The following is a 12,308-nucleotide window of genomic DNA, read 5'->3' as shown; positions in this document are numbered from 1 at the left end:
CTCGTCTTCCGCATATGACGCACGACCTGCTGGCCGCCCTGCACCCTCTGCTCACCGCCGAGGCCTCCGCCGAGGCTCAGGCCGCCGGAAGCGAGCCGGGTGACCTGGAGCAGGCCGTCTGGCTGCGGCTCCTGGAGCGGCTGGAGACCGACGGGCCTCCGCCGGACCCCCAGGGCTGGCTGCGCAGGGCCGTCCGCGCCGAGGCCCGCCGCACCCGCCGCACCCGCCGCCTGGAACGGCCGTACGAGGGTGAACCGGCCGACGACCTGCGCCCCGGACCCGAACAGCACGTCCTGACCGCCGCCCGGTACCGCGCGCTGCGGGAGGCGGTCCGCCGGCTGCCCGGCCGCTGCCCCCGCCTCCTGGAGGCGCTGCTCTCGCCGAAGGACCTGACATACCAGGAGATCGCGGGGGAGTTGGGTATCTCACAGGGCAGTCTGGGCCCGGAACGTTCCCGATGTCTGGGATGTCTGCGTCGATTGCTCGCGCCGGAGGTTGCGGCCTGCGAAGCGCGGGGATAGGAGTAGGCGACGGCAGGTGATCAGGTGAGCGGGAGGCGTGCGCACATGGGCATGAGCGTGACCATCTCGGTGGCGACCGAGCAGGACGCGGAGCAGATCTTCCGGCTCCAGTACCTGTGCTTCCAGGGCGAGGCGGCGCTGTACGGCAACTACCGCATCGACCCGCTCGTGCAGACCCTGGACTCCGTCCGTCAGGAGGTCGCCTCCGACTGCGTCTTCGTCGCCCGGCTCGGCGAGGAGGTGGTCGGCTCGGTGCGCGGCAAGCTCACCGAGGACGGCGCGGCGGCCATCGGCAAGCTCTGCGTCCACCCCCGCCTCCAGGGCCACGGCATCGGCGCGCGGCTGCTGCGCGCGGCGGAGACGGCGCTGGAGTCGGAGCGCGGCGCCAAGAGGTTCCGCCTCTTCACCGGCCACCGCAGCGAGGGCAACCTGCGCCTGTACCGCCGGGTCGGCTACCAGACGGTGGGCCGGGCCAAGGGCGACGACGGGGTGGAGATGATCATCCTGGAGAAGCAGGCGGGGGCTTTCGTCCAGACGGCGTGAGGGAGAGCGCCCCGCGAGGGGCGGGTGAACCGCGGGGGCGACCACGGACGGCCCGCGGCCACGGACCCTCCTCAGGAACCGCCGCGTTCCCGCGCCTTCCGCAACCAGTACACCGCGGAGACCGGCAGCAGCACCGGGATGAAGACGTACCCGGCCCCGTAGTACGACCACACGGTCGCGTCCGGGAACGCCGACCGGTCGACCAGGGTCCACGTACCGACGAGAAGGACACCCGCGAGCTCGGCGGCGCAGCACACCAACGCCGCCCGCCGGGCCCTCTCCCCGCCCCGGATCAGGGTGTAGGTGATGAAGGCGTACACCAGGCCCGCCACCGCCGACAGGGAGTAGGCGAGCGGCGCCCGGTCGAACTCCGTGGCGATCTGGTACGCCGAGCGCGACACCGCGCCGACCACCATCACGCCGTAGAACCAGACGAGCAGCATGCCCGGCCCGCCGATCAGCCGGACCGGCTTCTCCTCCACCGCGGTCACCTCAGCCTCCCCAGATGTCGTAGAGCCGCACTTCCAGGACGGCCAGCACCACACCGCCGGCGGCGACCGTCACCGAGCCCCAGCGGGTCCGCTCGGCCAGCGACATCAGGCCCGCCGCCGGCACGCACGCGAACGCGCCCAGCAGATACGCCACGAAGATCGTCGTGCCCTGCTCCGGCTTCTCGCCCCGCGCCAGCTGCACGATGCCGATCGCCAGCTGGACGAAGGCCAGCAGCGACACCACGGCCATGCCGATGAAGTGCCAGTCCTTCGTCGGCTGGTCGCGGTACGCGGCCCAGCCGCACCACGCGGCGAGCAACAGCGCGGCGACCCCGGTCACCAGCGTCAGGACATTGAGCATGCCGCGACCCTATTACGGCGCAAACGGGCCGCAGCCGCCGCCCCTGCCGTACGGGGGACCCCCACGGCACGGGCGTGCGGGAGCACCGCGGAGGAGTGCGCACGCGTGGAGTTGCACGGGCGGACGGCCGGACCGCGGCCGGGCCGCCCGCCGTGGCACCGTGGCATTGGCCACAACCCGCCGGGCCGACGAACCGGACGCCGACCCGGTGGTGCGGGAGCCGTCGGCCTTGTCGGGACTGGCCACCGGCGGGGGAGTGCACATCGCCGTCCGGGGCCGAGCGGCCGGCCGGCCCTGTCCGCCGCTGTCCACCATGCGGACGGCCGCGGCCGGTCAGGACCGTTCGTCTGGTTTACTGATCGCATGACCACGACGAGCAGCCGCACCCTTGCGACCGAGGCGACCATGACGCCCGGTGCTCGTTGTATGTGTCGCCTGATGTGTCGAATGTGCGCCTTCTAGAGGGCCCCCGCATCAGCTGAGCCATGGGGCCCCCGCTCGAGCGAAGCCGAGGGTGGGGGAGCCCCGAAGCGAGAGCCGTGGCATGTCCGTGCGCCGCAGACCGCACGAGACGAAGCACCACCCTCCATGCCGGAACCGCATGCACCCGTGCCCGGGCACACCCACGCCCGTGCACTCGACAGTGACGGAAACCCACGTGATCACCACCTCGGGCCTGACCAAGGTCTACCGCTCCCGCGGCCGTGAGGTCACCGCCCTCGACGGCGTCGATCTCCACGTCCGCGAAGGCGAGGTCTACGGCGTCATCGGCCAGTCCGGCGCCGGCAAGTCCTCCCTCATCCGCTGCGTCAACCTGCTGGAGCGCCCCACCTCCGGCACCGTGACCGTCGCCGGGCAGGACCTCACCGCCCTGGCCGGCCGCGGCCCGCGCGCCGGCAGGGAACTGCGCCGGGCGCGCAGCCGGATCGGCATGGTCTTCCAGCACTTCAACCTGCTGTCCTCGCGGACCGTGCAGGACAACGTCGAGCTGCCGCTGGAGATCCTCGGCCAAGCGGGCCGGGCCCGCTCCCGCAAGGCGCTGGAACTGCTCGACCTGGTCGGCCTCGCCGACAAGGCGAAGGCCTACCCCGCCCAGCTCTCCGGCGGTCAGAAGCAGCGCGTCGGCATCGCGCGTGCCCTCGCCGGCGACCCCAAGGTGCTCCTCTCCGACGAGGCCACCAGCGCCCTCGACCCCGAGACCACCCGGTCCATCCTCCAGCTGCTGCGCGACCTGAACCGCCAGCTGGGCCTGACCGTCCTGCTCATCACCCACGAGATGGACGTCGTGAAGTCGATCTGCGACTCGGCCGCCCTGATGGAGAAGGGCCGGATCGTGGAGTCCGGCACGGTCAGCGAGCTGCTCGCCACCCCGGGCTCCGAGCTCGCCGCCGCGCTCTTCCCGGTGGGCGGCGAGGCGACCGGCGCCGACCGGACCGTCCTCGACGTCACCTTCCACGGCGAGGCCGCCACCCAGCCGGTCATCTCCCAGCTCTCGCGTACGTACAACATCGACATCTCGATCCTCGGCGCCGCCATCGACACCGTCGGCGGCCTCCAGATCGGCCGCATGCGCATCGAACTGCCCGGTCGTTACGAGGACAACGTGGTGCCGGTCGGATTCCTGCGCGAACAGGGCCTGCAGATCGACGTGGTGGGCCAGGAGAGCCTGCTGGTGAAGGAAGGTGCCAAGTGACCTGGCCGGAGATGCAGCCGCTGCTGTCGCAGGCGTGTTGGGACACGCTGTACATGGTCGGCTGGTCCACCCTGATCGCCGTCGTCGGCGGCCTTCCGCTGGGCATCCTCCTGGTCCTGACGGACCGGGGCGGCCTGCTGCAGAACGTCGTCGCCAACAAGGTCATCGGGCAGGTCGTGAACGTCGCCCGCTCCATGCCGTTCATCATCCTGATGGTCGCGCTGATGGGTCTCACCCGTTCGATCACCGGGACGACCATCGGCCGCGAGGCCGCCATCGTGCCGCTCGCCATCGGCGCGATCCCCTTCTTCGCGCGCCTGGTCGAGACGGCCGTCCGCGAAGTGGACGGCGGGCTCGTCGAGGCCGTCCAGTCGATGGGCGGCAACACCTGGACCATCGTCCGCAAGGTGCTCGTACCGGAGTCGCTGCCCTCCCTGATCGCCAGCACCACCACCACGATCGTCGCCCTCATCGGCTACTCGGCCATGGCCGGCACGGTCGGCGCCGGCGGCCTCGGAGACATCGCCATCCGCTACGGCTACCAGCGCTTCGAGACCCAGATGATGTGGATCACCGTCGCGATCCTCGCCGTCGTCATCTCCGTCATCCAGTTCGCCGGCGACTACGCGGCCCGCGCCCTGCACCGCCGGGGCGGCCGGTCCGGCCCCGCGCCCAAGCTCCGCCTGCTGAAGGCCAAGGAGCCCGCGGCGGCCGACGTCGGCAAGGTCGCGTAACCCCCTCAGACTCCCCGTACCACCCATACACGGGGTCGCACCACCCTTAAGGAAAGGCACTTTTCGTGCGTAACACCGCCAAGCTCACCACCGCCGTCCTCGCCACCGGAGCCCTCACCCTCGGGCTGACCGCCTGCGGCTCCGGCAAGGACTCCGGCTCCTCCGACCGCAACGGCCCGCTGGTCGTCGCCGCGAGCCCGACCCCGCACGCCGAGATCCTCGACTTCGTCAAGGACAAGCTGGCGAAGAAGGCGGGCCTCGACCTGGAGGTCAAGGAGTTCACCGACTACATCACGCCGAACACGGCGACCGAGGACGGCTCGGTGGACGCCAACTACTTCCAGAACCAGCCGTACCTGGACGACTTCAACAAGAAGCGCGGCACCCACATCGTGCCCGTCGTCACGGTGCACCTGGAGCCGCTCGGCCTCTACTCCCACAAGATCAAGAAGGCCGACGCCCTGAAGAGCGGTGCGACCATCGCCGTGCCGAACGACGCCGTCAACGAGGCCCGTGCACTGAAGCTGCTCGCCGCCAACGGGCTCATCACCCTCAAGGACGGCGTCGGCTCCGAGGCCACCCCGCAGGACATCACCAAGAACCCCAAGAACCTCAAGTTCAAGGAGGTCGAGGCGGCCCAGACCGCACGCTCCCTGGACGACGTGGACGCGGCCGTGATCAACGGCAACTACGCCATCTCCGCCGGCCTCAAGCCGGCCAAGGAGGCGCTGGTCCTGGAGTCCGCCAAGAACAGCCCGTACGGCAACTTCCTCGCCGTGAAGAAGGGCGACGAGTCGGACCCGCGGGTCAAGAAGCTCGCGAAGCTCCTCACCTCGCCCGAGGTCAAGAAGTTCATCGAGGACAAGTACCAGGGCTCCGTCATCCCGTCGTTCTGAGCCGACAGGTACCACGGGCCCGTCCTGCCGCCGACCGGCGGCTGACGGCACGCACACGGCGTTTCGCCACGCACGGGGTCCGCTCCCTCACCGGGTGTGGACCCCGTTGTGCTGTTCAGTGGTTTCATGCTGCATGCTGGGCAGTTCAGCAGGCCTGACGGCCCGTACGGTCTTTCGAGGATTTTCCGAAGGTTACGGAGCGGCGCATGACGAGCACCTTCCCCAACATCTCCATCAGCACGGAGCGGTTGGTGCTGCGCCCCCTCGACGAGGACGACGTGCCCGCCCTGGCCGAGATGATGAACGACGAGCAGGTCGTCGCCTGGACCACCGTCGCGCACCCCTACACCGAGGCCGACGCCCGCGAGTGGATCACCCGGCTGGCCCCCGAGGAGCGCACCGCCGGCCGCGGCATCGTCCTCGCCGTCACCGAGTTCCTCACCCAGCGGCTCGTCGGCATCGTCCACCTGAGGAACACCGACTGGCGCGTACGGTCCAGCGAGATCGCCTACGTCGTCGCTCCCTGGGCCCGCGGCGAGGGCTACGCCTCCGAAGCGGCCCTCGCCACCGCCCAGTGGCTCTTCCACGACCGGAAGTTCGAGCGGCTCGAACTGCGCACCGCCGCCGACAACACCGCCTCCCAGCAGGTGGCCCAGAAGATCGGCTGCATCAGCGAGGGCGTCCTGCGCAACGCCTGGATAGCCCGCGCCAGAACCGGGGACGGCACCTGGACCGAGGTGCGCACCGACGTCATCGTCTGGAGCCTGCTGCCGGAGGACCTCGCCGGTGTCGGCGAGCAGCTCGCCGACACGGGTGGTTTCACCTCGTACTCGGACTGGAACTGAGCCCCCGGGCTCCACCAGGTACCCTCACGGAGCCCGCCCCGGGCTTCCTGTTCCCGAAGACCTGCGCAGAACCCCAGGAGACTGACGACGATGGCCGACCGGGTCACGGTGATCGGCTGGGACGGCTCGCCGCTGACCGCCGCGGCACGCGCCGCCCTCGGCGCCGCCACTCTCGTGGCCGGTGCCGCCCACCACCTGGCGCTGCCCGAGGTGCCGCCCACCGCCGAACGCGTCCGCCTCGGCAGCCTCGCCCTGGCCGCCCGCCGCATCGCGGCCCACCGCGGCACCGCGGTCGTGCTCGCCGACGGCGACCCCGGCTTCTTCGGCGTCGTACGCACCCTGCGCGCCCCGGAGTTCGGCCTTGAAGTGGAGGTCGTCCCCGGCGTCTCCTCGGTCGCCGCCGCCTTCGCCCGCGCCGGCATGCCCTGGGACGACGCCCAGGTCGTCGTCGCCCACCCGCGCACCCTGCGCCGGGCCGTGAACGTCTGCCGCGCCCACACCAAGGTCGCCGTCCTCACCTCACCGGGCGCCGGCCCCGCCGAACTGGGCCTGCTGCTGGAGGGCGTGCACCGCACCTTCGTCGTCTGCGAGGAACTGGGCACCGAGCGCGAACAGGTCAGCATCGTCACCTCGGACAAGGCCGCCGACCACACCTGGCGCGACCCCAACGTCGTCATCATCATCGGCGGGCCCGTCGGCGCCGGGGAGAGCGGCGGCTGGATCGCCGGCCGCGACCCGGGCACCGGCCCGCGCGGCTGGGTGCAGCCCGACGAGAGCTACGGTGCCGGACCGGGCGGCGGTCTCGGCGAGGGCGAGACGCAGTTGCTGCGCGCCGCCCAACTCGCCCGCCTCGGGCCCCGCATCGGCGACCTCGTGTGGGACATCGGCTGCGGCAGCGGCGCGTTCGCCGCCGAGGCCGCGCGCGCCGGCGCGGCCGTCATCGCCGTCGACCACGACCCGGGCGCCTGCGCCCGCACCGACGGCGCCGCGCGCCGTTTCGGGGTCCGGCTCCAGATCGTCCACGGCAGCGCCCCGCACGTCCTCGAAAGCCTGCCCGAGCCGGACGTCGTGCGGGTCGGCGGCGGGGGACCGGCCGTCGTCTCCGCGGTCGCCGACCGGCGTCCGCAGCGCATCGTCACGCACGCCGCGACCCGCGACGCCGCCGAGCGCGTCGGCCGCGATCTGACCGAGCACGGGTACCGGGTCGAGTGCGCCCTCCTCCAGTCCGTCGAACTCGACACCCGGGCCTGGACGGAGACCGAGCGGAACGTAGCGTTCCTGCTCAGCGGGGTCCTGCCGGACCGCGCCCCGTGATCCTGTTGTCGTACCGCGCGCGGTAGGCTGGCCGATCGTTGTACCGCACCGGTGGCCCGAACTTCGTTCGCCAATGTCCGGATCGCACGCCCGTTTTGGGGTGGGTGCGGTACTGCGGAACCGGAGGACGCGCAACGTGGCGCAGTCCACAGCGGGCTGTCGCGGATCATGCTGTCGCGACGGCGGAACGACCGGGACAATGCCACTGAATGGCTTTGTCGCCTTTTCCGGCGGGTCGTTCGTGCCGCTGGGCACGGACGCTCGTTCTTCACTGCGGGGCGGTCGGTGCGCCGTTCCGGGTGAGCTGGTCGTAGGAGCACAAACCGATGGGCGAGGGGTACGCATGACCGACACCGGCCAGGTCCCGGGCGAGGGGCAGCCGGAGAGCGCAGGCATGGTGGAGCAGCCGGGCGTCCCCGCGCACGGTGCGTACACCTACCTCTCCGAGGCGCCCGCCGAGGACGAAGACCTGCTGCTGCCGGGTGCCCAGGGCGCGTGGGGCAACGAAGTGCCGCCACCCGCTCCGGAGCCGGTGGTTGAGGCCGTCCACGAGCCGGGTCCGCACGAGACGGCAGGCCGCGACAGCGGCTCGGTCGACCTGAGCGGTGTCCGGCTGCCCGACTCGGGCCCCGTCTCCGCCACCCCGTCGCCCATCCTCACGGCGCCGCACGACCCGGCGGCCGCGCCGCAGCCGCCGCGCCGGCCGCTGCACCTGGGCCCGCCGATCCCCGACTCCTCCGCGAGCCCGGTCCGCTCCCTCGCCGACCGCGGCCCCGCCGGAGCGCCGGTACGGCAGCCCGGGCCGCAGACCGCCGGCCCCGAGTACCTCGACGGCCAGCCGCTGCGCGAGATGGCTCCGCAGAGCGCGGCCCCCTGGGGCTCGGCACCGGCCCAGGCCGGCACCCAGGCACCGGCTGCCGAAACGGTTGGTCCGGCCACGCCCGCCGGGCAGACCGACGCGGCACAGGCCGCGATGGCCCGCCTCGCGAGCCAGGCGGCGGCCCAGACCCCGGTCGGCGACACCGGCCAGGTGCCGGTCGTGCACGGCCACGACGGGGCCCAGCCGGTGCACGCCCATGACGGGGTGTACACCGCATCGGCCGCCGAGGGTGTCCCGGTTGCGGAGGGTGCGGAAGCGGGTGTGGTGTCCGGTGACGGCGGGGCCGTTGCCGGTACGGCTGCGGCGGCCGAGGCGGCTGCGGCGGGGCCGGGTGCCGAGGCTGCCCCGGGTGCCGTGGGTGCGGAAGCGGGTGTGGTGTCCGGTGACGGCGGGACCGTTGCCGGTACGGCTGCCGCGGTCGAGGCGGCTGCGGCGGGGCCGGGTGCAGAGGCTGTCGACGGTGCCGTTGCCGCCCCGGAGGGTGGCGAACCCGGTCCGGCGCAGGCCGCCGAGGTGCCGGGCGGCGCACAGGGAGTCGAGCCGGGCGCCGCCCAGGCCCAGCCGATGCCGGAGGCCCCCGTGGCGGACGCGCCGGAACAGTTCGTTCCGGTCGAGTCGGCGCCGGGACAGGCCGTACCGGCCGAGACACCGGACAACGCGCAGCCCGCGGAGACCGCCGGCGCCGAAGTCACTTCGGAGGCCGGTCCCGCACCCGTCGAGACGGCCGACGCGGCCCAGCACGCCGCGCCCGCCGGGCCGGAGCAGGGCACGCAGCCGGCCGAGGTCGCCCGGGCGGCCGAAGCAGTACGGACCGACGCCGCACAGGCTGCCGCAGCGGGGCCCGCCGTCGAGGCCGCGGAGCGTGTCGACGTCGTGCAGCCCTCGGCTGCCGCGCGGCCCGCCGAGGCCCCGGAGACTGTCGCCGCTGTGCAGGCCGCGGATGCCGTGCAGCCGTCCGGTGTTGCTCAGTCTGTCGACGCCTCGGAGGTTGTTGCCGTCGCGCAGGCCGCGGACGGCGTGCCGCCGGCGGGTGCTGCTCAGTCTGTCGGCGCGCCGGAGGCTGTTACCGCTGTGCAGGCCGCGGATGCCGTGCAGCCGACCGGTGTTGCCCAGCCCGCCGAAGCACCGGAGGCTGCCGCCCCGGCGCAGGCCGCGGATGCTGTGCCGGCTGCTGCCGTGCCGCAGGCCAATGGTTCCGAGCCGGTTGCTGCCGCGCCGCAGGTCGCCGACGCCCCACAGGTCGCTGGCGTCACCCCGCCCCAGGCTCCCGTCGAGGCCCAGGCGCCCGCCCAGGTCCAAGCTCCTGTGGAGGCCCAGGCGCCCGCCCAGCCCCAAGCTCCCGTCGAGGCCCAGGCGCCCGCCCAGGCCCAAGCTCCTGTGGAGGCCCAGGCGGCCGCCCAGGCCCAAGCTCCCGTCGAGGCCCAAGCAGCCGTCGAGGACCAGAGTGGGGCCGAGGCGGCCGACGTAGCCGGCGCCCAGGACGCGGCCCTGGCCGCCGAGGCGGTGGCTGCCGCTCCGGCCACGGACCAGCAGACCGGCGCGGCTGTTGCCGCACCGGACGCCCCCCAGCACATCGCCGCGGCTCCCGCCCCGGCGGCCGTCCAGGCCGCCGAGCCGGTCGCCCCCCAGGTCACGGCTCAGCCGGTCCCCGACGCCCCCGGCGCCGTAGCGGAGTCCGCCGCAGCGGCCCCGCACGCCGGCACGGAGCAGCCCGCCGCACCCGCAGCCGCCGACACCCCCGGTGCCGCGGAGGCGGCCGAGCCGGCCGTGCCCCACGCCGCCCAGGGCCCGCAGCTCGCCGAGGCCGCCCGGCACACAGCCGACGCCCAGGCCGCGGCGCAGCAGCAGCCGCAGGCACCGGATGCCGCCGTAGCCGCCGCGCCCGCGCAGGACACGGAGCAGCGGCTGCCCTCCGGACTGCCGGTGGAGCCGGACCCGGAGCAGCCGCTCGGGCAGTTCGTGCCGGTGGAGGGCCAGGTGCCCACCACCCCGCACCTGGCGCCCACCCCGCCGCAGCCCCTGGTCCTGCCCGCGCAGGACCCGCAGGGCCCGCAGGAGCAGCCGGAGGCCGTGGCCACGGTGCCCGCGCCGCGCGAGGGCGAGCCGGACGTCGTACCGGCCGCGCCCGACGCCGAGCCCGCCCCCGATGTCGTACAGCACGCGGAGGACCTGCAGACCAGGGCCGCCGAACAGGAAGAGAGCACGGCCGCAGTGGCGGAAGCACGACAGTCCACCGGCCCGGCCGCGCCCGGCTACGCCGACGCCGAGCGCGAGGCCGTCCTGAAGGTCATGCGCGAGCGCCGCGACATCCGCAACGGCTTCCGCAGCGACCCCATCCCGCACGAGGTGCTGCTCAGAGTCCTGGAGGCCGCGCACACCGCGCCGTCCGTGGGCCACTCGCAGCCCTGGGACTTCGTCGTCATCCGCTCCGCCGAGACCCGGCAGACGATGCACGAACTGGCGATGCGTCAGCGCGAGGCCTACGCCAAGTCGCTGCCGAAGGGCCGGGCCAAGCAGTTCAAGGAACTGAAGATCGAGGCGATCCTCGACACCCCGGTCAACATCGTCGTCACCGCCGACCCGACCCGCGGCGGCCGGCACACGCTCGGCCGTCACACCCAGCCGCAGATGGCGCCCTACTCCTCGGCGCTCGCGGTGGAGAACCTCTGGCTCGCCGCCCGCGCCGAAGGCCTCGGCGTCGGCTGGGTCAGCTTCTTCGACGAGCGGGAGATGGTCCGCGCGCTCGGCCTGCCCGAGCACCTGGAGGTCGTCGCCTACCTGTGTGTCGGGTACGTCGACGAGTTCCCGGACGAGCCCGAGCTGATGCAGGCCGGCTGGTCCAAGCGACGCCCCCTGTCCTGGGTGGTGCACGAGGAGACGTACGGCCGCCGCGCCCTGCCCGGAGAGGAACCCCACGACCTGCTCGCCGAGACCGTCGCACAGATCCGCCCGCTCGACGCCAAGGCGCTCGGCGAGGCGTGGGAGCGCCAGAAGCGCATGACCAAGCCGGCCGGCGCGCTCGGCATGCTGGAGATCATCTCCGCGCAGCTGTCCGGGCTCTCCCGGCAGTGCCCGCCGCCGATCCCGGAGCCCGCAGCCGTCGCGATCTTCGCCGGCGACCACGGCGTGCACGCCCAGGGTGTCACCCCCTGGCCGCAGGAGGTCACGGCCCAGATGGTGGCCAACTTCCTCGGCGGGGGAGCCGTCTGCAACGCCTTCGCCGCCCAGGTCGGCGCCGAGGTGTGCGTCGTGGACGTGGGCGTGGCCGCCGACCTGCCGGCCACCCCGGGCCTGCTGCCGCGCAAGATCCGCGGTGGTACGTCCGACATGACCACCGGCCCCGCGATGACCCGCGAGGAGGCCAGGGCGGCCATCGAGGTCGGCATCGAGACCGCCCGCGACCTGGTGGCGGCCGGCAACAAGGCGCTGCTCACCGGTGAGATGGGCATCGCCAACACCACCGCGTCCGCCGCGCTGATCTCGGTCTTCACCGGCGCCGACCCGGCCGAGGTGACCGGGCGCGGCACGGGCATCAACGACGAGACCCTGGCCCGCAAGACCGAGGTGGTCCGCCGCGCCCTGGAGCTCCACCAGCCGGACCCGGCCGACCCGATCGGGGTCCTCGCGGCGATCGGCGGCTTCGAGCACGCGGCCATCGTCGGCCTGCTGCTCGGCGGTGCCTCGCTGCGTACGCCGGTGATCCTGGACGGCGTCAGCGCCGGTGCCGCGGCCCTGGTGGCCCGCGCCATCGCGCCCGAGGTGCTCGCGGCCTGCATCGCCGGCCACCGCAGCGCCGAGCCCGGCCACGTCGCCGCCCTCAACAAGCTGGGCCTGCGCCCGCTGGTCGACCTCGACCTGCGCCTCGGTGAGGGCACGGGCGCCCTGCTCGCCCTGCCGCTGGTCCAGAGCACCGCGCGGGCCATGCACGAGGTGGCCACGTTCGATTCGGCGGGGGTCACGGAGAAGTAGGCCCGCGGGACGGGTGGTCCGGTGTTCAGCTGTCGGACCACCCGTGTCCCGTGCCCTGTCC

The 12,308-nt window shown here is 73.4% G+C and carries 10 protein-coding genes; 8 read left to right on the top strand and 2 right to left on the bottom strand.

Translation table 11 applies throughout. The features are described 5' to 3' along the window. The first annotated feature begins 14 nt into the window (after positions 1–14). Both S1361_RS08620 and S1361_RS08615 read left to right on the top strand, forming a co-directional pair. On the top strand, positions 15–521 hold the full coding sequence (locus S1361_RS08620; RefSeq protein WP_208031251.1) for a sigma-70 family RNA polymerase sigma factor: 507 nt from the start codon (positions 15–17) through the stop codon (positions 519–521). A 45-nt stretch (positions 522–566) separates the two neighbouring features. Next, the gene (locus S1361_RS08615) at positions 567–1,064 is read left to right on the top strand and encodes a GNAT family N-acetyltransferase (RefSeq protein ID WP_208036522.1); all 498 of its coding nucleotides are present in this window, start codon (positions 567–569) and stop codon (positions 1,062–1,064) included. A gap of 71 nt (positions 1,065–1,135) precedes the next feature. Here S1361_RS08615 and S1361_RS08610 read toward each other — a convergent pair whose 3' ends face one another. Beyond that, positions 1,136–1,555, bottom strand: a complete 420-nt coding sequence (locus tag S1361_RS08610) for a hypothetical protein (RefSeq protein WP_208031250.1) — start codon at positions 1,553–1,555, stop codon at positions 1,136–1,138. Between the two features lies 1 nt (position 1,556). Further along, positions 1,557–1,916, bottom strand: a complete 360-nt coding sequence (locus S1361_RS08605) for a hypothetical protein (protein WP_208031249.1) — start codon at positions 1,914–1,916, stop codon at positions 1,557–1,559. A gap of 658 nt (positions 1,917–2,574) precedes the next feature. On the opposite strand from S1361_RS08605, the gene S1361_RS08600 reads away from it, so the two are divergent. The 6 genes from S1361_RS08600 to cobT all read left to right on the top strand — a co-directional run bounded on the left by S1361_RS08600 (position 2,575) and on the right by cobT (position 12,247). Further along, positions 2,575–3,609: a methionine ABC transporter ATP-binding protein gene (locus tag S1361_RS08600; RefSeq protein ID WP_208031248.1), complete on the top strand. Its 1,035-nt coding sequence runs from the start codon at positions 2,575–2,577 to the stop codon at positions 3,607–3,609. Further along, positions 3,606–4,343 (top strand): methionine ABC transporter permease, encoded by a 738-nt coding sequence (locus S1361_RS08595; RefSeq protein ID WP_208031247.1) that lies wholly within the window; start codon positions 3,606–3,608, stop codon positions 4,341–4,343. The genes S1361_RS08600 and S1361_RS08595 overlap by 4 nt, the downstream gene beginning before the upstream one ends. Positions 4,344–4,408: 65 nt before the next feature. Then, a complete protein-coding gene (locus S1361_RS08590; protein WP_208031246.1) occupies positions 4,409–5,239 on the top strand; it encodes a MetQ/NlpA family ABC transporter substrate-binding protein in 831 nt (276 codons plus the stop codon). Between the two features lie 206 nt (positions 5,240–5,445). After that, positions 5,446–6,084: a GNAT family N-acetyltransferase gene (locus tag S1361_RS08585; RefSeq protein ID WP_208031245.1), complete on the top strand. Its 639-nt coding sequence runs from the start codon at positions 5,446–5,448 to the stop codon at positions 6,082–6,084. A gap of 90 nt (positions 6,085–6,174) precedes the next feature. Continuing rightward, positions 6,175–7,398 (top strand): precorrin-6y C5,15-methyltransferase (decarboxylating) subunit CbiE, encoded by a 1,224-nt coding sequence (gene cbiE / locus S1361_RS08580; RefSeq protein WP_208031244.1) that lies wholly within the window; start codon positions 6,175–6,177, stop codon positions 7,396–7,398. Between the two features lie 343 nt (positions 7,399–7,741). Then, on the top strand, positions 7,742–12,247 hold the full coding sequence (gene cobT / locus S1361_RS08575) for a nicotinate-nucleotide--dimethylbenzimidazole phosphoribosyltransferase (RefSeq protein WP_208031243.1): 4,506 nt from the start codon (positions 7,742–7,744) through the stop codon (positions 12,245–12,247). Positions 12,248–12,308 lie beyond the last annotated feature (61 nt).

It is taken from the genome of Streptomyces cyanogenus (genome assembly GCF_017526105.1).
Classification (GTDB): domain Bacteria; phylum Actinomycetota; class Actinomycetes; order Streptomycetales; family Streptomycetaceae; genus Streptomyces; species Streptomyces cyanogenus.
This window is presented reverse-complemented; position numbering and strand designations above follow the sequence as displayed.

Bases quoted from the DNA above. Each gene is read 5' to 3' on its own strand.
- cbiE (WP_208031244.1), top strand. From the start codon at position 6,175: ATGGCCGACCGGGTCACGGTGATCGGCTGGGACGGCTCGCCGCTGACC.
- S1361_RS08605 (WP_208031249.1), bottom strand. From the start codon at position 1,916: ATGCTCAATGTCCTGACGCTGGTGACCGGGGTCGCCGCGCTGTTGCTC.
- S1361_RS08620 (WP_208031251.1), top strand. From the start codon at position 15: ATGACGCACGACCTGCTGGCCGCCCTGCACCCTCTGCTCACCGCCGAG.
- S1361_RS08585 (WP_208031245.1), top strand. From the start codon at position 5,446: ATGACGAGCACCTTCCCCAACATCTCCATCAGCACGGAGCGGTTGGTG.
- cobT (WP_208031243.1), top strand. From the start codon at position 7,742: ATGACCGACACCGGCCAGGTCCCGGGCGAGGGGCAGCCGGAGAGCGCA.
- S1361_RS08615 (WP_208036522.1), top strand. From the start codon at position 567: ATGGGCATGAGCGTGACCATCTCGGTGGCGACCGAGCAGGACGCGGAG.